Here is a 20023-nt window from a genome sequence, read left to right as displayed (position 1 = left end):
CTGCGCGGACGCCGCCGCGGGGCGTGCCCGAGCCGGATGGAGCGCGGGTCCCCTCTCCCGTGCGGGAGAGGGGGGGACCGTCGCGCTGTCGGAACCCGCGTCGCTCGCCCGTCGGTCTGTCGTTCCGGGGTCGGGTAGCGCTCTACCCCACGTAGCCGAAGGTCACGGCCGGTGCGGCGGCGGTCTCGACCCAGACGCTCTTGGTCTGGGTGTAGGCCATCAGCGCCTCGCGGCCCGAGGAGCGGCCGAAGCCCGAGCGGCCGAAGCCGCCGAACGGCGAGGCCACGTTGATGGTCTTGTAGCCGTTCACCCAGACGGTGCCGGCCCGAAGCGCCGCCGCGACGCGGTGGCCGCGCCCGCCATCCCGGGTCCAGACCGCGCCGGCGAGGCCGTAGGGCGTGCCGTTGGCCAGCGCTATTGCCTCGTCCTCGCCGTCGAACGGCAGGACCGCGAGAACGGGGCCGAACACCTCCTCCCGGGCGATCGCCGCGTCCGGCGCGACGCCGTCCACGATGGTCGGGCCATAGTAGAAGCCGCCCGTGTTCCGCAGGGCGGCGGGGCAGGCCCCGCCGGCCGCGATCGTGGCGCCGGCCCCGGCGGCGGCCTCGACCATGTCGGCGATCTTGTCCCGCTGGCGCCGGTTGTTGATCGGGCCGATCTGCGTCGCCGGGTCGGTCGGCGCGCCCACCGGGATGCGCGCGGCGGCGTGGGACAGGCGCTCGACGAAGGCCGCATGGATCGAGCGATGCACGAGGAGCCGGGAGCCGGCCACGCAGCTCTGGCCGGCGCCGCCGAAGATTGCCGCCTGCGCGCCGATCAGAGCCCGGTCGAGATCGGCGTCGGCGAACACGATGTTGGCCGACTTGCCGCCGAGCTCCAGCACGCTCGGCACGATGGCGCGGGCCGCCGCGGCGGCGATCTGCGCACCGGCCTCGGCCGAGCCCACGAACACGACCAGCCGCGTCTCGGGATGGGCCACCGCGGCGGCGCCGGTGGTCGAGCCGGCGCCCGCCAGCACCGAGACGAGGCCGCGCGGTATCCCCTCGGCCCGGTCGCAGAGCAGGCCCAGCGCCAGCGAGGTCAGCGGCGTCAGCTCGGAGGGTTTCAGCACCACCGCGTTGCCGGCGCAGATCGCGGGCGCGATCTGCCAGCCCGCCGTGAAGATCGGGGCGTTCCAGGGGGTGATCTGCACCACGGTGCCGAAGGGCTCGTGGCGGGTGTAGTTCAGGTGCGCGGTCGGGACCGGGATGACGTCGCCGTGCAGCTTGTCGCACCAGCCGGCGTAGTACTCGAACATCTCGGCGACCTTGGCGACCTCGCCGCGCGTGTCGCGGATCGGCTTGCCGGCCGAGAGGGTCTCCAGCTCGGCGAGCGCACCGGCATGCTGCCGGACCAGGGCGGCAACCGCCCAGAGCGCCCGGCCGCGGGCGGCGGCGCTCATGCCCCACCACGCGCGCTGGGCGTCGCGGGCCGCCGCCATGGCGGCCTCGACGACCGACGGCCCGGCATCGGCGAAGCTTGCGAGCACGCCGCCATCGGCGGGATTGGTGAGATCGAGGGAGGCGCCGGTCCCGGCGAGGATCTCGCCGGCCACGACGCTGCCGATGCGGCCGCCCGGCAGGAGGTCGGCCAGGAGGGCGGCGACCCGGTCGGCGGCGGGCGAGTGCGGCGTGCCGGACATCAGTGGGCTCCCTTGGGATCGCGATAATCGGCCATGCGGGTGAAGTCGGCCGTGTCGGGGATGGCGGCCTGCGTGGCCTGCCAGATGCGCTTCACCTCGGCGGAGAGCGGCAGGTCGATCCCGCATTCGGCGGCGAGTTCGAGGGCGAGGCGCACGTCCTTGCGCATCAGGCCGGCCGAGAAGCCGCTGTCGAAGGTGCCGGACTGGACCCAGCGCGGGACCATGACCTCGCTGATCGCGCTGCGGCCGGTGGCGGTGTTGACGACCTTGACGGCCTCCTCGGCCGAGAGGCCCGCCGCCTCGGACAGGCGCAGGGCCTCGCCAGTGGTCACGAGATGGGCCGCCACCAGCAGGTTGTTGACGAGCTTGACGATATTGCCGGCGCCCGACGGCCCGACATGCGGCGCACGGGCCGACATCGCCTCCAGGACCGGCCGGGCCAGTTCGTAATCCGCCTCCGCTCCGCCGATCATCATGGTCAGGGTGCCCTCGGCGGCGCCGGACGGGCCGCCGCTCACCGGGGCGTCGAGGAGCGCGTGACCGGCCGCGGCGAGGCGCTCGGCGAGGCGCCGGGTCGTTCCGGGATCCGAGGTCGAGGTGTCGATCACCACCACCTTCCGGTTGGTCCGGGACAGGAGGCCGCCCTCCGCGGTGACCACCGCCTCCACGTCCCGCGCCAGGGGCAGCGAGAACACCAGGGCGTCGGCCCGGCGCAGCACGTCGTTGAGGGCGTCGAGGACGGTGATGCCGGCCGCCTCGGCGGCGGGACGCCGGCCCGCGTCGATGTCGTAGCCCAGGACCGCGAAGCCCTTGCGGGCCAGGGTCGCGGCCATGCCGAGACCCATATTGCCGAGCCCGACGACCCCTACCGTTGCGATGGTCATGCCGATCCGTCCTCACCGTGCGGGAGGATGATCTCGGCAGAAGAGCGTTGCCACAATCATGGATTTCTGCACGTCATGTGCGGAAATCCAGCACGGTCGAGTCAGGCAGGCGGCGGCCGGAACGCCACCATGTGGTCGGCCAGCCAGCCGAGCAGCCGCGCCGCGCCCTCGGGCAGGCGCCGCCCGGCCCGGATGACCAGATGGGCGCTCGCCTCCGACAGGATCGCGTCGCGCAGCGGCAAAGCCGCGAGGAGGCCGTCGCGCAGCTCGGCCGCGACCACGAAGCGGGGCAGGAACGCCACGCCCATGGCGGCCATCACGAAGCGGCGGTGCAGCTCGAAGGACGCCGTCTCCAGCCGCGGCACCACCCGGAAGCCGCCGTCGGCCTCGACGCGGCCGATCAGCTGGCGCACCCCGTGGTCGGGCGGCAGAAGGGCGGCGGGCTCGGTGGCGAAGCTGCGCAGCGGGACCGGCGCCGCCGCGTCGGCGAGGGGGTGACCTTTCGGCAAGATCGCGAACAGCGGCTGCCGGGCGGAGACGATCCCACGGACATCCGGATGCGCGGGCGGGTTGTAGACGAGGCCGATATCGGCCTCGCCCCGGGCGATCGCCGCCAGGATCCCGTCGGTGGTGCCGATCTCGACCTGATAGGCGATGCCCGGATGGTCTCGCGCGAAGCCGGCGAGCGCGTTGTCGAGGAGGTCGATCAGGAAGCCGGCGCCGCAGCGCAGGCTGACCGTGCCCCGCTGCACCCCGCGCAGGCGCTTCAGCTGGTCCTCCAGCAGCGCCGCCTCGTCGGCCTGCCGCTGCGCGTGCGCGGCAACGAGACGACCGGCCTCGGTGGGGATGACGCCCCGGGGCAGGCGCTCGAGCAGCGTCTCGCCGACCTGCGCCTCCAGCTCGATGATCTGCCGGCTCACCGCCGAGGCGGCGACGTTCAGCACCTCGGCGGCCGCCCGGACCGAGCCCGCGCGCACGACGGCCAGCAGGTAGCGCAGGGCGCGATCGTTCACGGGGGCGGGTCCCCAGCGGGGCCGCGCCGGTCGAGCGCGACGGCGCCCCGCGCCACGACGAGCATGGGCTCCTGGCGCTCCACGATCACCTGCGGCACGCCGCCGGCCGCGAAGGCGATCAGGTCGGCCCGCGCGCCGGGCGCCACCGCGCCCGGACCAAGGCCCAGCACCCGCGCCGGGACGGCGGTGATCGGCGCCAGCAAAGCCGCGAGCTCTGCGTCGGTGCGGAGGTCGAACCGATAGGCGGCGAGCTGGGCGCGGGCGACCATGCTGGTCACCGTCGCAGGGTTCCAGCAGTCGTGGACGTTGTCGGTGCCAAAGCAGATCGCGACGCCGAGCTCCCGCAGCCGCGGGATCGGTGGGCATCGGGCCCCGCCTGGCACGCTGCTGAGGATCGCGACGCCGGCCCGGTTCAAGGCCTCGGCGATCCGGCCGAGTTCCAGGTCGTCAGCCTCCGCGAGGGCGAAGGCGTGGCTGATCGTGACCTGACCGCCGAGCCCGGCCGCCGCGGTACGCGCCGCGATCGCCGCGATCGTGGCGAGGCCGGCCGCGCCGCCCTCGTGGAGGTGGATGTCGATGCCCCTTCCGTGCCGCTCGGCCAGGGCGAAGACGATGTCCAGGTGACCGTCGCGGTCGCCGTCGATGCCGACCGGATCGAGGCCCCCGACGAGGTCTGCGCCCATCCGCAGGGCCGCGTCCAGATCGTCGACGACCGGCGGGCAGCCCAAAATCCCGCTCTGCGGGAAGGCAACGATCTGAATCTCCAGCCGGTCGGACCAACGCGCCCGCAGGTCGAGGATCTGGGCGAGGTGATCGAGCCGCGTGACATCGTCGATGTCGACATGGGTCCGCAGGCTCGTCGTGCCGCCGCGGAGCATGCGTTCGAGGAGCGCCTCGGCACCCTGCTCGGCGAGCGGGATCCGCGTGGCCCGGCGGAACGCCTTCTCGTCGTCGATGATCGCGCGGACGGACCCTGCCGCCGCGTGCGGGCGCCACGGCAGGCCGAGCAGGCACTTGTCGAGATGGACGTGCCCGTCCGACAGGCCCGGCAGCAGCAGGGCTCCGCCGAGTTCGATCGTGCGGCCGGTGGGCGGCAGCGGCGCGCCGGGATCCCGCAGCGCCACCACGTGGTCGCCCCGGATGTCGATCGTCGCCCGGCTTCCGTCGGCGAGCGCGGCGTCGTGGAGGCGCAGGTCGCAGGGGCCGCCTGCGTGCGGTTCGGCGATCGACGTCATGGCGGGGCTCCGTTCAGAGCGGCCGGCCCGCCGCCACGACGGTCCGGATGGCGAAGCTCGATTGCAGCCGGGCGACACCGGGCAACCGCGACAGGACATCCTTGTGCAGCCGCTCGTAATCGGCCGCGTCGATCACCTTGAGCTTCACGAGGTAATCGGCCGTCCCGGTCATCAGATAGCAATCCTGCACCTCGGGACAGCGCCGGACGGCCGCCTCGAACCGGTTGAGATAATCCTCGGTCTGGCGATCCAGGGTGAACTGGGTGAGGACCACGAGGCCGGGCCCGTCGGCCGCGCCGCCGATCAGCGCCGTGTAGCCCCGGATGATCCCGGTTTCCTCCAGCAGCCGCACGCGGCGATGGCAGGCGGACGCCGACAGGCCGACCGCGGCGGCGAGATCGGCATTGCTGATCCGGCCGTTGCCGCGCAGGGCCTGGATGATGCGGCGGTCGATCTCGTCCACGCCCGACTCGCAGGAACTTCGAACTGGCCGCAGAAACTTGCACGGCCAAGCTTCAAACTCAAATTCTTTCGACAGTGCGCACGCTCCTTCGACGATCCTTCGTGTAGCCTCTCGGCATTGCATCCGAGCGCCATCCCGAGGGCCGCCATGAGCATGATCGATCACGATCTCCGGCCCGATCCGGGCCCGGCCGGGACGGCCTCCGCCCTCCTCACGATCGATCTCGCGGCCATCGCGGACAATTACTGCCGCCTCGCCGCGCGGGCGGGGACCGCGACCTGCGCGGCCGTCGTCAAGGCGGACGCCTACGGGCTGGGCGCCGACCGGGTGGCGCCGGTCCTGGCCGCCGCCGGCTGCCGGCACTTCTTCGTCGCCCAGGTCGGCGAGGGCGTCGCCCTCCGGTCCATCCTCGGAGCGGGATCGATGATCGCCGTGCTCAATGGCGCCGCCCCGGGCAGCGAGGCGACCTGTGCGGACCACGACCTCGTCCCCGTCCTCAACGACCTTTCCCAGCTCGACCGCTGGCAGGGCCTGGCCCGGCGCCTCGGCCGGCGCCTGCCGGCGATCCTCCAGATCGACAGCGGCATGGCGCGCTTCGGCTTCGGGCCGGACCAGGCCTGTGCGCTCTTCGATCAGCCTGATGCCTTCGCGGGCCTCGACCTGCGGCTGGTGATGAGCCACCTCGCCTGCGCGGGCGAGCCGGACAGCCCGGTCAACGCGGCGCAGCTGTCCGCCTTCCAGGCCGTCCGCCAGCGCCTGCCCGCGGTGCCGGCGAGCCTTGCGGCCTCGTCGGGGATCTTCCTCGGTCCGGATTTTCACTTCGACCTCGTGCGCCCCGGCGCCGCCCTCTACGGGATCGCCCCGCAGGAGGGTGCCGAGAACCCGATGCGGCCGGTGATCGGCCTGCGGGCGCGGGTGATGCAGACGCGCAGCGTCCCGGCGGGGACGCCGGTCGGCTACGGGCACACGGCGACCGTCGCCCGGGACAGCCGCCTCGCCACGGTCGCGATCGGCTACGCGGACGGGTTCTTCCGCAGCACGGCGGGCGGCGCGGCGTGGTTCGGCGGCGCCCGCCTGCCGATGGTCGGGCGCATCTCGATGGACAGCCTCGTCCTCGACGTCACCGACGTGGCGCCCGGCACCCTCGGGCCGGGGGCGCTCGTCGACATCATCGGCCCGGAGCGCGACGTCGACGCCGTCGCCGCGGCGGCCGGCACGATCGGCTACGAGGTCCTGACCAACCTCGGCCACCGCTTCCACCGCATCTATCTCGGAGCCTGAGGCCCGCCATGCACGTGATCATCCTCGGCGGCGGCGTCGTCGGCGTCACCTCGGCCTACTATCTCGCGCGGGCCGGCCATCAGGTCACCGTGCTGGAGCGTCAGCCCGGCGCCGGCCTGGAGACCAGCTTTGCCAATGCCGGCCAGGTCTCGCCGGGCTACGCGGCCCCCTGGGCGGCGCCCGGAATCCCCATCAAGGCGCTCAAGTGGCTCATGATGCGGCACCGGCCGCTGGTGCTGTGGCCGCGGCTGGAGCCGCGCCTCTACGCGTGGCTGACGCGCATGCTCGCGAACTGCACCGAGGAGGCCTACCAGCGCAACAAGGGCCGCATGGTCCGGCTCGCCGAGTACAGCCGCGACGCGCTGCGCGACCTGCGCGCCGAGACCGGCATCGCCTACGACCACCGGGAGAAGGGCACGCTGCAGCTCTTCCGGACGCGCAAGCAGCTCGACCATGTCGGCGACGACACCCGCGTCCTCGACGCCTACGGCGTGCCCTACACGGTGCTGGACCCGGCCGGCTGCATCGCTGCCGAGCCGGCGCTCGCCGCCGTGCGCGACGTGTTCGTCGGCGGCCTGCGGCTGCCGGGCGACGAGACCGGCGACGCGCACCTGTTCACGCAGCGCCTCGCCGCGCTCTGCGAGGGCCTCGGCGTGACCTTCCATTACGGGACGGCGATCGCCCGCCTCCACCATGCCGGCGACCGGGTGACGGCGGTCGAGACCGCCGACGGCGGGCTTCTGCGGGCGGATGCCTACGTGGCGGCGCTGGGCAGCTACACGCCGGCCCTGCTGCGCCCCCTCGGGATCGCGCTGCCGGTCTACCCGGTGAAGGGCTACTCCCTGACCCTGCCGATCACCGATGCGGCGGCCGCGCCGGTCTCCACGGTGATGGATGAGACCTACAAGGTCGCGATCACCCGGCTCGGCGACCGCATCCGGGTCGGCGGCACCGCCGAGCTCGCCGGCTTCAGCAGCGCCCTGCGTCTGCCGCGCCGCGAGACCCTCGCGCGCTCGGTGCAGGACCTGTTCCCGGCCGGCGGCGATCTCGACCGGGCCTCGTTCTGGACCGGCCTGCGGCCGATGACGCCGGACGGCACGCCGATCGTCGGGGGCACGCGGGTCGGGAACCTGTTCACCAACACCGGCCACGGGACGCTCGGCTGGACCATGGCCTGCGGCTCGGGCCGCCTGCTCGCCGACCTCGTGTCCGGCCGCCCGCCCGAGATCGGACGTGACGACCTGGCGCTCGACCGCTACGCCGCGTGAGCTGGCCCGCGTGATCGGCCATACCCGCAACCGAGCCGTTTTATCGAGGGGGATTGCCCCGGCTTGGCAGACCTTGCGCCAAGGCGCTGGTCCGGCTCTCAAGCCAGGGCGTCAAGACGTTCGTCTTCCGAGGAGATGTGTTGGCGCACCCGACACGATTCGAACGTGTGACCTTTGCCTTCGGAGGGCAACGCTAGATCTAAGCTAAGATCACGGTTGAACGGCCGTACGGTTCAGATACCTATTCCCGATCAATCTGTTACCGATATACGCTACACTTACTCTGAACGAACCACAATGCCGCCTAACTGCACGATCCGCCCTATCGTTGTGACAGCGTTGTGACAGGGGAGGGGGCATACAAGGAGCGTGAGCAACGATCGCGGCACGATAGAACGGGCATCAGATCGGGCGTTAGTAGGGAGCATCAGCCGACGATCCACGGCCGGGCCTAAGCCACAGGGGATCGTCGGCTGATGCTCCCGCTACTATCCCTTAAGCTGTGAGAACGGTGCGTCGCTAGCACCGCTCATCAGGCGCGGGGACAGTTGGCGGAGGACCACGGAGCGTCAGGCAAAGCCCCACAGAACCGGAGCATCACGTCGAAGCGGTCACCGTCCCACTTGGTCGGAACGCTGAAATGGTCTTCTTTCAAGGTTGGAGTCAGGTCCGTGACGACCGCCTTATGCTCCCAAAAAACGAACCCGACCCCTATGATTTTCTGTTTGTCATTCAATAATGCTTGTCACTGTGGAACCAAGTTCAGATTCTTAAAAAATACGCGAGTTATTCTAACCATGGAATGCAACGTACCCCAAAACTAAACATCTAGATCGAGAGCTGCGCGCGACCAATACAACACACCGAATCATCGGCTTGTATTAACGGATAACAAAACTAGTTCATGACTTTTTATTAAATGACTAACTTTCTTAAATTTCACAGTCGAAACTATACCCGATTGAACATTTCGGACTGTGACGAAATCATTTCGGCCGATTTTATGCGGCAGATTAATCGGCGGGAAATTTCGAGCAGGCATAGTCGAAGCATTCATCGCTTCGGAGACACGCAAGCGCATCAGCCTCATTGTCCCAAGCAAATCTTGGTTGAAATCAGTTCTACCTCCGATTGCCCTATCAATTTCACTAACAACACTAGTTCCGACCACTCGCGCCTCTTCGAACCGCCCAAGGCCCTGGAGCGCATCGAACTCCTGAAAGCGGGACATAAAACTATATTCAGGTAGCTGCTGAGGAAGTTTCTGCCTCACTCTGGTGGCTAAGCGAGACACCTGAACGGTCTCCTGAAGTCGCTTCTGCTCAAGAAGCAACGTGGCATAACCAGCAAGATGTATGAAATCCTCATCAGAGAAAGAAAAATTCGTTTCGAGTCCGAGTTCGATAATGCTCGTAAATGATTGAGCCGCCTCGTTCTCACGCAACCCTTTTTCATATTTCGCTAGATAACGGTATACATGGAGCTTAAGATGCAACGATGTCGCATCGCTAAATAATGTGTCGGCAGCAAACCACGCCAACCTAACGTAAGTGCCTTCATATAAAGGATTTTTGGCATTCAATAGGTCGACGATGGCCGAAAGGATCGTCTTATTTCTTTTATGGATATTAGTAGCGACATATTCCAAAAGCTGTGTGGCGGTATCTATGTCGTCGTATCTCAGCAGCGATTCGCATAACGTTGCAACACAGGAGTCGCCAAAGTTGAGTTGACCGTTCGCACTTTGCGAGTAAAGCAATCTATTTTCGATGATGGTTTGTACGGCAGATTTCAATAGTTCAGAATTATGCTGATCGTCTTGATTGTTCTGAACTTTGACAGCTATCAAGGCTGGCAGGAGTGAGACCGGTGCATTAGCGAATGCTCCGTCCATCGCATAACCGGCAGAGGGGAAATCCTTTAAAGCTGTCAAAGCCCGAAAAAGACATGCGTAAGCGGACGTAAGGATTTCTACATCGCTCGACGAAAAAGTCTCCCTCTCCATTTGTTTTTTAATGGACCCAATCAATTCGTAAGATGTTCTTACGCAATTATTGAGCGTTGATGTTGTATTTTCATTTAGATCTACAGTGATGAGTCCAAGTTGTGAGGAATGCGTCAAAGGACCAAGGTACTTCGCGGCGTCAGCGAAAGCCTCCCTAGCTTCACGCAATGCGCCAATTTGTATTGCAGATGCTCCCAAGTAAAATTTCGTTAACGCTCGAAGTTCCGGCGACGTCGCATGGGGAATAGCTTCGACTAATGTATCAAAGGCTTGGTCAAAATTGCTCACGTAGTAATACGCCATGCCCAGTTGAAGCATGGGGGCGAACGGCAAGTCTCCTTCCGACTCTAATCCCGCGAAAAATTCAGTAAGCAGACTAATCACTTTTCGATACGATTTATTATTAAAGCTCTCCGTGGCCAGATCCGTCAGAGACGGCTGAGCAGTCGCGACTCGTTTTAACCAATCATCTGATAATGCTTCTTCGACTATTCGATTTACGAACATAGGATGGGATCGCGCAGCTGTAGTAATACCTGCCAGATACAGCTTGTCCTTGGCTCTATCCGAAAGAGTCTCGCCTTTGCCCCACTTGATCGAAATGACGCTGCCGCGCAACTCGGCATCCTGCTCCACGGCCAGTCTTATCGAGTCAACCGGCGCCAAATCAAATCTCGAGAGGTATAAACGATTAATAACCTCATCGATCTTCGTCTTCGACAGCGCTTGGAAATCGTCGGAGGAAGATTCAAGCGCGGCCAATAAGTCCCAAGTCATTCTTGGGTTTCCGCCAGTCCAACTATATATGTGTTGGATGAGATCTTGTCGAATGCTGGCTCCGGCTTTCAAGACAAGCCTGCCAATCTCATCCATACTAAAGTTATCAAGATATATTTTTTGCCCGATATTGAATGGTGAGATATTTTTATCTTTTATTAGATCCGTTGGCTCAGCAACCCCGGAAAGAACATAAGTAAGTCTATGATAGTCTCGCTGATTTGTCCGCGAAAAATACATACTTCTTATTTGCGAGAATATGAGATCTGAGTAAGGAACATTGATAAGCGAGTCGACCTCATCAAGAATAATGATAATTTTATGTGGGGTGGATCGCAATATGAGCCGCAAGTGCCTATCATATTCTAAATTAGCTTCAATATTTACGGCTCTCCGCTTGGTATAAATTTCGCTCTGAGCTTGCGCCAAGCCTTCCTGATCAAGTTCCAACAATCCATCAATGATGCTTTGAAATAGTCCCCGGGCCGTGTCGTGTCGCACGGATAGATCAACATAATATACTAAATGGCCACAAGCCTCCTGCTCTCTCTTCATATTGAGAAGAAGATTAGTCTTTCCCATTTGACGGGCGACTAGCACATAGCCAGGACGCCCCATGTTATCTATAATATCTTCAAGCTGTTTGTCCGCAGCTCTTCTAACATACATTTCTGATGGAACTATCGTCGAAGACGAGAATTTTTTTGTCATCTTATATTCTCCCTCGACACCCGGCTTAGGACGTCAGTGAAACTCGCGCCTTCAGCGAAGGTTGATTGGAGCTGCCTAAACACTAATTTAACAAATCGCGGCGACCCATTTGCTGCATCGACGATCAAATTTTTGCTAAAATTGTCAAGCTTATCATTTCTTGTGCGGTCGATCACATCGATTAGTTTCCTGATATCTTGTTCAATCCAACTTCCTATTTCAACCGTAGAAACACGCTCCTTCATTTTGTCAGAAAACGCGCTTTCATCCGCTGAGGGATCATGGAGCGACGATATGGTGAGTACTAGACGTCCGTTAGTATCTTGATTAGACGACAAACTACTCGACAGAAGCCAAATCATTTCGCAAAATCTGGCGGCTTCGTTGTCTGGCGCAAACGATATTTCTTCAATTAACAACCCGATCTGACTATTTGAATTGAGCACAGCCTTTTTAAAGTATCGTACAAGATCATACGTGCTAGCTTCAGTCGGTGGAATAATGTCTAATCCTTGAAGTTCAGAAAATTCGACGCAAATATATCTAAGGGCCGAAGTCGCATCGATTTTCCCCGCCCCGCCCAGAGACATATGAATGAGCTTAAGTTCTTTTTCCAGAATAGCATGCCGTAGTAGCGCGGTTTTTCCTGTGCCGCTAGCGCCGTGGACCCACAAACAGTTATTCGAGACGACTTCTTTTGCGTAAATATCTTGCGATCTGACAACATAATAGGGTTTATCAGCGATGTCATAAATATCAAAGAGCGGATCGCCACTCTGAGTCCTGTCCGGTTGAGTATTGATTGACCTTAGCGCTTTACTTGGGCCAGAAGAATGCGGAATTAATTTTCCTATCAAATGTTTTTTGAGAATTTTATATCGAACATCTTGCGGCGAACTAGCTTGAGTGATATCGCTATGCCCAAATGCATTCAAAGTCCGCGTGTTCTGCATGCCAATGAAAGGAAAGGCGCTATCAGAACGGACAACTTTGTCACCTGTGCTTGCAATGTAAAGAGCAGAAATTTTTTTCTCTACATCCATTCTGACCCAATCTTCGTTAATTCTGTCGATGATATCCGAGTTCTTGCCTAGTTGCTTCAGATGATAATGCCAGATCGATACGTGACTTGCCCATGACGCTATTGATGCGCCAGTGTTCGGCACCGCATACATCAATAAATTTTTTACTAAAAGTTTTTTGTTGTTGAGTATAGAACTAATTATGTAGTGTCTAGCTATCAGGCCCCCAAGGCTATGCCCAATTAACGTAATCTCGGAACAATCGGAAAGGTCGGTTTCTATCAAAGTATCAAGAGCGCTACTAAGCTCCTGGATTTTTGCCATTCTTTCTGTGAACGGAAGACGTATTTTTACAGTCGGAAAAGCGTATGATGCAAATTGAAAACTATCAAAATCACGGTCTTGACCCAATTGGTCGATCATTGGTCCCCAAGTGCTTCTCGCACTGCCCGACAATCCATGTATGAATACTATGCCATGGCATCCTTCTCTATGGCCTGTTATTGGATCCCTCTTTGTCATTGGCGGAACGTTGTGCGCTTTCGAGTTTCTTGGCACGGTGGAACTCATCTGCGGCAGGATGTTCCGGCTTCAATTGCTGGCGCCATCCTGATGGCGGGCAATGACATCGCAGGCTGCAAAACACGTTAAAGGGCAGTTTTCAAGTGGGGGGCGATCACAGGTTGCATCGCACAACAATTTTAAGCTCATCAACGGCCGATCGGATCGCGAGAGGGCCATTCTTGAACTCACGGATAATAACTTAATACCCTCAATATAAATTCTATCTTATGAGGCCGTACCGCCCCGTATTTTTCGGGATGCGAAATGCCGCTAGAGTCGCACGTCGCTCAGTGCAGTCGATACTTGGGCCGCAACGAAGGTGGGCGCCCTTCCTCGCATGGTGGGCCGCACAATCGTACAGCAGTTTTATGGTTCGCCAGCGCGCTTCGGTCAGGCTTGTGCCGCTGTGAGTCTCGCCGGCCGCATCAGCATCTCGCGCCGTTCCGTAACCCTGTGACCGTTCACGAACCGAGAAGCGAACCACGCGAGGATCAGGAATAGAAAGAACCGTGCCTTCTCGCCTTCCAGGGTGTTCGCCTCATTCAGGATCATCCCATACCAAACGGCTAGGAGTGAGAAGACCGCCCCTACCTTCATCACGGCCACCAACGTCCCGACGATCAAGCCATTGTGCCGGATCGAACTGATGAGCGTTCCAAGGATCGCCCATAGCCACCAGAGCGCGCCAACGACGATAGCGAAGGCGGGGGCTGGATTTTGCTGAACGAGCTCCCTGAACCCACCGTGGGCGTCCGGTCGGTCAGGGGTGAACAGTAGGACAAGGCCGATGGTGGCAAGGGCGGTCACGACCGGTGCGATGAACATACTGGCCGACATCAGCACGTCAGAGGCATCAGCGAACACGACCACCCGGGACCCGCATCCAAGGACAAACAGGATCACGGTGCAGGATGCCAGGATGACGAAGGCGATACTCAGCCCCCTCAGGATCGCTTCGTTCGTCACGCTCTCGAAGATCTGTTTCGACGGTGATCCAGCCGGTGGGGCCTTCGCGATCCCGTGTGCCTCGCCGGGAAGAGCGTGTGGGACGAACGGCACCATGCGTCCGTCAGGCATCCGCGACCACCCATAGGATTGTTGCGCTATCGAGGGACCGGTGAACGCCAGGACGAAGAAGCCTATGAGCGTGAGGATGCGCGAGAACGACCGCATGATGCCTCCGAGCGATCAAGACGAAGTGCACTCCGTCAACGACCGATAATATAGGATCTTGGTTCGTTTTCCAGCGAAATGGTCGGAGTCAAACTCCGCCCTATGACGCGCGAGTTGAACAGGACTATCGGTCTGCGGGTAAAGCGGGCACGCGAAACGGCCGGCCTGACGCAAGAGCGGTTGGCTGAGTTGATCGACCGTTCGAAGGAGGCGGTGTCGAATATCGAACGGGGCGTAAGCCTACCGGGCCTCGACACGATTCAGACGATCTGTGACGTGACCAAAGTGCCGATGACTTCGATTGTTGAAGAGAGCAGCGAGGATGGAAGCACAGCCGACCTTCGGGCAACTCTCAATGCGTTATTTTCACAACTTGATTTGTCCAATAAGAGATTGGTAGTGGCCTTGACCGAGACTATCAGGAAACAATCATCTCAGGATGGCCCGTAATCGCATCGTTAGGATCGATTAGTTCGAAATCGATGCCACCATGTTCCCAAGTTGCGTCCCATTCGCCTTCATCCTGTAAGCGGAAGCCGAAACATAAGGCCCAATCTAGCCAATCAGTCTGTTCCTGCCAATCGTATAACTCGCCAGTGTCCCTGAGCGGCCTGTCAAATGTTAGCTGGAACTCCGCATAGGCCGATATGATGGGTAGCGGGCCGTTTTCGAAGCTGCACGATAACAGTTGTATGGAACGTGCCTGAATGGCCCTCTCAGAATGCCACAGCCCATTCTCGCGATGCACGTCCTCCGGCTCGATCCTAGCGTACAGCCACGGTTCGACGGCGCTCCGAACGTACGCCCACTGCTCCTTGCTCCAAGAGCGGCGCCTACCCCTTTCCTGCCATAGCTTTTCGCACTGAAAGATAGCGGGCGGGAGGATCGGCGTAGGATCCTCCGTGAGGTCCGCACTACCGTTTTTAAGGCGGGCTATGACGGTGTGAACGTACATTGTAATACCTTATACGATATCCGGATTTTTTCAATAAAAACCATAGGTGTTTCAAGGTGGGGTCCGCTCAGTTTCCCGCTACGTGATTATGCTGTCATAGATGCACGAAATGCCTTCCGTAACCCTTCATTAGCATTCATTAACCTTCCGCGTGCGATACTGGCAGCATCTGTGCGAAAATGCAGCGGCAAATGCCCCGATGACTCAGTCGAAGATCTTGACGCAACGTCTAATTATCGGCGGCATCATAGTTATAGGATTCCTGTGGTCGTACAGTGCTTTCGTAATAGTTGGAATGAGGGATCAGGCTTGGAGCAGCGCAAGACAGAGCTCAAGCAATCTTCTTCAAAGTGTCTCGCGAGCAATTGACCGGGATATCGAATTATATGATCTGTCGTTGACTGCTGTCATTGAAGGAATAAGGAACCCCGCTGTTGACAGTCTCGATCCACAACTTCGTCAATTAGTATTATTTGACAAGTCTGCACAAGCGCCGGGCTACGGTTCTATCTTCGCGCTCAATCATAATGGCGACGCTTTTCTCGACTCTGGATCTGTACCGCCAAGGAAATTAAACGGATCAGACCGCAAATACTTTAATGTTCACCGCACACGTGATTCGGGGCTGTTTATCGGCGCTCCGTGGATGACACGTGTCAGCGGTCGATACATGATTCCCCTCAGCCGACGCCTTGAATTCGCTGATAATACCTTTGGTGGAGTTGTTGTCGGCGCTATCGAAATGGCCTACTTTCAAAAAATGTTTCATAGATTCAACGCCGATCCGAGCATTCATGTCGATATTGTGTTCGATGAAGGCGATAAGGTTATATGGTCACAGGATGAACAGAAGCCCTTTGAGCCTGAATACTTGGATAGCATTGAGAAATCACAGGTAGGAATGACGCGAGATGGTAGTTTCATCTCCAAGGGGTCCGTTGATGTCGAGAGCCGCTTAAATATGTTTTCTCAGGTTGGGCGGTGGCCGATCACAGTCAACGTTTCAACCGAAGTGAAGTCCATCAATGCTAAATGGAACGAATCAGCGTTCACCATGGGCGGCATTGTTTGCCTTCTAAGCTTGGGTGCAATTGCTCTACTAGTACAACTTCGCCGCGAATTATTGCGCCGCTTCTTAATTGAAGGCCAATTGAAGCAACTTGCAATAACCGATCCACTAACCAAGGTTTATAATCGCCGGCGCTTTGATGAGGATATCCAAAGTCTGCATAACAATGAAGACCGCAACAAGTCGGCAATTTTGTATCTAGATGCTGACAATTTCAAGAGCTACAATGATACATATGGTCATCCGGCAGGGGATGTGATCCTTAAGACGATCGCCGATACAGTCACTCAATTAGTCGACGATACTTCCGGTAGCATATATCGAATCGGCGGTGAGGAATTTGCGGTCATTCTGAATGGATTCAACCTATCCAACACAATGCTCAAGGCGGAAGAGATTCGGCGCACTGTTGAGGCAAAAGCGATGGATCATGCGGGCGGGATCAATAATGTTGTCACGGTTAGCATTGGCGTCCTCCATATAGGTCAGTATGAGCTCGCTTCATCGGAGCAATGGCTGTCTATTGCTGATGAGGCGCTTTATCGTGCCAAGCATATGGGTCGGAATCGCGTTGGTACGCCATCGATATCGTCCTTTGTGAATCCTCAAAATCTGAGTGACTCAGATAATGAGCGTTACAAAGTAGCGCCCGTAGCTGTGGGACATTGAATAAGAATCAACACTTCGACGAATTATAGCTTCTTAGAGTATGGCGGTTGAAGAGGTTTCCCTTGACCTAACCCTGTCAGATCGCGCACTAGTTGGATTTGAAGATTTTGGACGGTAGAAACTCTTCGAGACTAGACTATACCACTCCGGGACTAGCTGACCAATATATGGCGTCGTCCGCTAGGACCAACCGTTGGCGTTCAACTCAGATCGTGGCTGGCGACCAAGGGTATAACAGTTATTGCGCTTATGCCTTGACCGCCTTGAAATCCCCGACCGAAGCCTTCTGAGGGGATGGTGTTGGGGACGACCAAGACAATCTGCCAGGACCGCTCATACGGCCCCCGTGTGGGTCGCCCCTTCCTATTTAGCCGCCCTAGTTTTCCACCCCTGACCTGTAGCGCCCCAAGCACCGATCCACGTCCCCTCAAAGGCTCACGGGAGGATGCAGGACGGTGAGAGCCGATGCCAATAACTGTTGTGACCTCTGAGGCGCACCGTTCTCAGATTGGGGCCACCAGGGCCGGCTCATTATCGCTGAGGCCGATGGATCCGTCCGGACGCTCCAAGGGCGCTACGGACGATCCTAAGCGATTCAACGGGCAAGTGGGACTGGCCCTAGACATACACGGATCGACGGATAGGCGCTTACGGACTGGTAGAAGCCGGCCCTGCCACTCCCGACTCTAGGGGCGATCCGGGTGATATGACGCGGATGGGTTGGCCGTTAGCGTCCAGTCCGAATCGTGATTGCTGAGACAGCGGTATGCCGGTCGTTGTCCGCTGATCCTGAACGCCTTGAGACCGTGGCCCATACCCGATCCATAGGACGGTAAGGACGCCTGAGACCAAGGCCAGTCCAGCGCCTATCGTCAGCATAGACCGAACCGTCGCCCGCACCCGTCTGACTCCCCTGCTATCGATCTGTGCTCCCTGAGGATCGATCTAGGTTTCCTTAGGAATGATGCAGGGGGATGGACGGATGGTCAGGGGTTAGGGCAATAAGTGTTGTGGACCTTGACGGGCAACGGCCCCAGGATTGAATCGTGATCCTGAGGCCGAAATGCCACGTAAGTTGCGGTGTCGTGGTCGTGCCTAGAACTTGGTCACGTGAAGGCATCGAACATCATAAGATCCGTTCCAGCTAAGCGAATAACGTAGTGGAACCCTTCTTCGTCCAAGAAGGATTTGAGGCCAAAAATGGCTTCCGGTGAACCATCAGCGGTGATATGGCCGACACCTACGTCGTGACTCAACGTAAGCACAGCGTCGCTAACGACTAAAACATCGGCTAACCGGTCTGGGATTTTCGTCTTTGGCGCATTCTCGATTCGATCCATAAAAGCACTGCTATCTATCACGGAGCCATCACTCGACATCGCAAGCATCACAAGAGCCAGAAACCCGCCATCTCGAATGAGCCGTCTCATCGCCGAAAGAGAACTGGGGCTGGTATGACTGTAGTCAATTATAATTTTTGACATCAGGTCGACTTTCTTTCAGATTAAATTGGGCCGTAAGGCCAAATGATCGGTCTCAGATCCTGGGGCCGAGATCTCGCCTACTTTCGGCTCACCAATTCGGGATCATCTCACCGTCAGGAAGAGAGAGCCGGTATGCATCAAATTCAGCCTTAATTCTGTAATGTTCGGACCTGACCAACTCAAGGTAGACTATCTCCTCAAATTTTGAATGAGTGAATAACACCCTCTTGGCGAACGTCAGCATCGCTTCGAATTCCTCGAAATCAATGCTGGCGGCATAGCACTGCCAGAACTCGTGTTCCTTAATCTCGCTCAAACGATGCGTAAGGAAATTCTTCTGGTAAAAGTGGAAATCCTTCAGTTCACGCAACTCATCAGCGTGCTTGTCCCAGATGGCAGAGGCTTTTTTGAAAACCTCGAACAAGACACAGGTGCGATTATCGAGAAACAGGTTCGTCGTGGTAGAGATTGTTTCACTTCTCGGATCGATCATTAAACTCTCCTAAAGCGACAGCATTTCAACGCCACAATACAGATCTATAAATGACATTCGCCGCTGACAAGCATTTAGTGTGCAGTGCGACGAATTGACCTATTGTATTTCATGAGTCAATCGGAAAGTCAAAACTCGAAAACTTCGATCCTCGTGGAATACGCCGGGATGGGAACTGAAATTCAGAGACAGTGGCCGAAGAGACAACTCTCTCAACCTCATCCGAACAATTGTTATACGCTGGAGAGTGAGCTCTACCCTGCCGCGTGCAGCCGAAGCTCAAGGCGGTCCGCAGGAAATATGGAATAGCTGAGGCTATCGAGAGCGCCGCCGGAATGCCTGAGCGGTCCTGGGGGCATCATGGCGTGAAGGCATGCCCCTCCGACCAAGCCAGGACGGTTGAAGCGGTCAGAAAGAGCGTTAGGCGCCGATACAACTACCATGAGGACATCCACTGAGATGAATGCCCCGCTCCGGTGCTCCTACTGTGAGCTATGCGGCCTTCAATGTCGGACGGCTCTTTCGATAGCGAGGGTTCCTGAGCCGTCCATCCAGCATATCCAGCTGACCAGCCGTCTGCTCCCGTTCGATAGGTATGAGGTAGCGCGCAACGGCGGTTCGGGCGGGTGCCAACAGCTACTGGTAAAGCCGAATCCGTATCTGAGCACGAAAAGGGCGCGCCAGGGACGGTTGACGATCCTTGACGCAAGAGGACCGCCCGACCGCTCAAGAGCGTTATAGACGATTCTTATGGAGCGCCGAACTGGAATGATGAGGGCGGCGCTTTTTTGATTTAGCTAGGCAACGAGTGATGGTTCTGCCACCTACTCCCTCGCATTACCCATCAAGAGTTCCGCAAGCTTGTCATGAACAGCCCTTGCTTCTTGCCATTCAATTTCAGCAAGGTAACGGGACGCTGCCAGAGCTTTCATCAGCACTGCCATCTTCTCGGCACCAATAGACGTATCCAAGTTGATGTCCGCGTCTAAACTATCGGCCGTATCTCGAAATTCATAAGAGATCCTACGGTACTCCAACGCCATTTGTTCGTTAAGTAGAAAGGATCGGCGATAAAAATTCTCTGCGGTTGTCGAAAGAAGCACACGTAGATCAAGCCTTAAATCGCTCGATTGAGCTTCTGTGAAACGTACGGAATTTTCCGCAGCGCAATCGCCCGTGTATACTGTCATTTGAAACATCTTAAATGTGACCTTAAATTTCTGTTCTGTTGCGGATCAGCCCCACGACACGGGAATAAAAACTGATCCGCAGGCTG

Annotated in this window: 15 protein-coding genes; 4 read left to right on the top strand and 11 right to left on the bottom strand. The window is 59.1% G+C overall.

Features of this window, described 5'->3' with window-relative positions; genetic code table 11:
• Nucleotides 1–142: 142 nt before the first annotated feature.
• From BLQ49_RS17685 to BLQ49_RS17665, 5 genes are all read right to left on the bottom strand, one after another.
• The gene (locus BLQ49_RS17685; protein WP_091717972.1) at nt 143–1681 is read right to left on the bottom strand and encodes an aldehyde dehydrogenase family protein; all 1539 of its coding nucleotides are present in this window, start codon (nt 1679–1681) and stop codon (nt 143–145) included.
• Nucleotides 1681–2565, bottom strand: a complete 885-nt coding sequence (locus BLQ49_RS17680) for an NAD(P)-dependent oxidoreductase (protein ID WP_091717970.1) — start codon at nt 2563–2565, stop codon at nt 1681–1683. Before BLQ49_RS17680 ends, BLQ49_RS17685 begins: the two co-directional genes overlap by 1 nt.
• A gap of 101 nt (nt 2566–2666) precedes the next feature.
• Nucleotides 2667–3578 (bottom strand): LysR family transcriptional regulator, encoded by a 912-nt coding sequence (locus BLQ49_RS17675; protein ID WP_091717968.1) that lies wholly within the window; start codon nt 3576–3578, stop codon nt 2667–2669.
• Entirely contained in the window at nt 3575–4813 is a 1239-nt protein-coding gene (locus BLQ49_RS17670; RefSeq protein WP_091717966.1) for an amidohydrolase family protein, read from the bottom strand. The genes BLQ49_RS17675 and BLQ49_RS17670 overlap by 4 nt, the downstream gene beginning before the upstream one ends.
• Before the next feature lie 13 nt (nt 4814–4826).
• The gene (locus BLQ49_RS17665; RefSeq protein ID WP_091717964.1) at nt 4827–5276 is read right to left on the bottom strand and encodes an Lrp/AsnC family transcriptional regulator; all 450 of its coding nucleotides are present in this window, start codon (nt 5274–5276) and stop codon (nt 4827–4829) included.
• A 147-nt stretch (nt 5277–5423) separates the two neighbouring features.
• Between BLQ49_RS17665 and alr the strand changes: the two genes are divergently transcribed.
• Both alr and BLQ49_RS17655 read left to right on the top strand, forming a co-directional pair.
• Nucleotides 5424–6557: an alanine racemase gene (gene alr / locus BLQ49_RS17660; protein WP_091717962.1), complete on the top strand. Its 1134-nt coding sequence runs from the start codon at nt 5424–5426 to the stop codon at nt 6555–6557.
• A gap of 8 nt (nt 6558–6565) precedes the next feature.
• Complete coding sequence (locus BLQ49_RS17655) at nt 6566–7825, top strand: D-amino acid dehydrogenase (RefSeq protein ID WP_091717960.1); 1260 nt, start codon at nt 6566–6568, stop codon at nt 7823–7825.
• Nucleotides 7826–8693: 868 nt separating this feature from the next.
• Here the strand turns inward: BLQ49_RS17655 and BLQ49_RS17645 are convergent.
• The 3 genes from BLQ49_RS17645 to BLQ49_RS17640 form a co-directional block, all read right to left on the bottom strand.
• Entirely contained in the window at nt 8694–11318 is a 2625-nt protein-coding gene (locus BLQ49_RS17645; protein WP_091718074.1) for an AAA-like domain-containing protein, read from the bottom strand.
• On the bottom strand, nt 11315–12862 hold the full coding sequence (locus BLQ49_RS29090) for an alpha/beta fold hydrolase (protein ID WP_244507656.1): 1548 nt from the start codon (nt 12860–12862) through the stop codon (nt 11315–11317). The genes BLQ49_RS17645 and BLQ49_RS29090 overlap by 4 nt, the downstream gene beginning before the upstream one ends.
• A 432-nt stretch (nt 12863–13294) precedes the next feature.
• Nucleotides 13295–14077, bottom strand: a complete 783-nt coding sequence (locus tag BLQ49_RS17640) for a hypothetical protein (RefSeq protein ID WP_091717958.1) — start codon at nt 14075–14077, stop codon at nt 13295–13297.
• Nucleotides 14078–14179: 102 nt separating this feature from the next.
• On the opposite strand from BLQ49_RS17640, the gene BLQ49_RS17635 reads away from it, so the two are divergent.
• Nucleotides 14180–14527: a helix-turn-helix domain-containing protein gene (locus BLQ49_RS17635; protein ID WP_091718072.1), complete on the top strand. Its 348-nt coding sequence runs from the start codon at nt 14180–14182 to the stop codon at nt 14525–14527.
• A gap of 704 nt (nt 14528–15231) precedes the next feature.
• A complete protein-coding gene (locus BLQ49_RS17630; protein WP_091717956.1) occupies nt 15232–16770 on the top strand; it encodes a diguanylate cyclase in 1539 nt (512 codons plus the stop codon).
• 1106 nt (nt 16771–17876) lie between these two features.
• On the opposite strand, the gene BLQ49_RS29085 is transcribed toward BLQ49_RS17630, so the two are convergent.
• The 3 genes from BLQ49_RS29085 to BLQ49_RS29080 all read right to left on the bottom strand — a co-directional run bounded on the left by BLQ49_RS29085 (nt 17877) and on the right by BLQ49_RS29080 (nt 19937).
• Nucleotides 17877–18254 (bottom strand): hypothetical protein, encoded by a 378-nt coding sequence (locus BLQ49_RS29085; RefSeq protein WP_143012279.1) that lies wholly within the window; start codon nt 18252–18254, stop codon nt 17877–17879.
• 88 nt (nt 18255–18342) lie between these two features.
• Complete coding sequence (locus tag BLQ49_RS17625) at nt 18343–18747, bottom strand: hypothetical protein (RefSeq protein WP_091717954.1); 405 nt, start codon at nt 18745–18747, stop codon at nt 18343–18345.
• Between the two features lie 824 nt (nt 18748–19571).
• On the bottom strand, nt 19572–19937 hold the full coding sequence (locus BLQ49_RS29080) for a hypothetical protein (RefSeq protein ID WP_143012278.1): 366 nt from the start codon (nt 19935–19937) through the stop codon (nt 19572–19574).
• Nucleotides 19938–20023: the final 86 nt, after the last annotated feature.

Source organism: Methylobacterium phyllostachyos, assembly GCF_900103445.1.
Classification (GTDB): domain Bacteria; phylum Pseudomonadota; class Alphaproteobacteria; order Rhizobiales; family Beijerinckiaceae; genus Methylobacterium; species Methylobacterium phyllostachyos.
The sequence above is the reverse complement of the archived record's forward strand: the minus strand, read 5'-3'. Positions and strand labels throughout refer to the sequence as shown.

What these genes read in the sequence shown, in the direction of transcription:
- BLQ49_RS29080 (WP_143012278.1), bottom strand. Translation starts at nt 19,937, where the DNA reads ATGACAGTATACACGGGCGATTGCGCTGCGGAAAATTCCGTACGTTTC.
- BLQ49_RS17625 (WP_091717954.1), bottom strand. Translation starts at nt 18,747, where the DNA reads ATGATCGATCCGAGAAGTGAAACAATCTCTACCACGACGAACCTGTTT.
- BLQ49_RS29085 (WP_143012279.1), bottom strand. Translation starts at nt 18,254, where the DNA reads ATGTCAAAAATTATAATTGACTACAGTCATACCAGCCCCAGTTCTCTT.
- BLQ49_RS17680 (WP_091717970.1), bottom strand. Translation starts at nt 2,565, where the DNA reads ATGACCATCGCAACGGTAGGGGTCGTCGGGCTCGGCAATATGGGTCTC.
- BLQ49_RS29090 (WP_244507656.1), bottom strand. Translation starts at nt 12,862, where the DNA reads ATGACAAAGAGGGATCCAATAACAGGCCATAGAGAAGGATGCCATGGC.
- alr (WP_091717962.1), top strand. Translation starts at nt 5,424, where the DNA reads ATGAGCATGATCGATCACGATCTCCGGCCCGATCCGGGCCCGGCCGGG.
- BLQ49_RS17640 (WP_091717958.1), bottom strand. Translation starts at nt 14,077, where the DNA reads ATGCGGTCGTTCTCGCGCATCCTCACGCTCATAGGCTTCTTCGTCCTG.
- BLQ49_RS17630 (WP_091717956.1), top strand. Translation starts at nt 15,232, where the DNA reads ATGACTCAGTCGAAGATCTTGACGCAACGTCTAATTATCGGCGGCATC.
- BLQ49_RS17635 (WP_091718072.1), top strand. Translation starts at nt 14,180, where the DNA reads ATGACGCGCGAGTTGAACAGGACTATCGGTCTGCGGGTAAAGCGGGCA.
- BLQ49_RS17670 (WP_091717966.1), bottom strand. Translation starts at nt 4,813, where the DNA reads ATGACGTCGATCGCCGAACCGCACGCAGGCGGCCCCTGCGACCTGCGC.
- BLQ49_RS17655 (WP_091717960.1), top strand. Translation starts at nt 6,566, where the DNA reads ATGCACGTGATCATCCTCGGCGGCGGCGTCGTCGGCGTCACCTCGGCC.
- BLQ49_RS17685 (WP_091717972.1), bottom strand. Translation starts at nt 1,681, where the DNA reads ATGTCCGGCACGCCGCACTCGCCCGCCGCCGACCGGGTCGCCGCCCTC.
- BLQ49_RS17645 (WP_091718074.1), bottom strand. Translation starts at nt 11,318, where the DNA reads ATGACAAAAAAATTCTCGTCTTCGACGATAGTTCCATCAGAAATGTAT.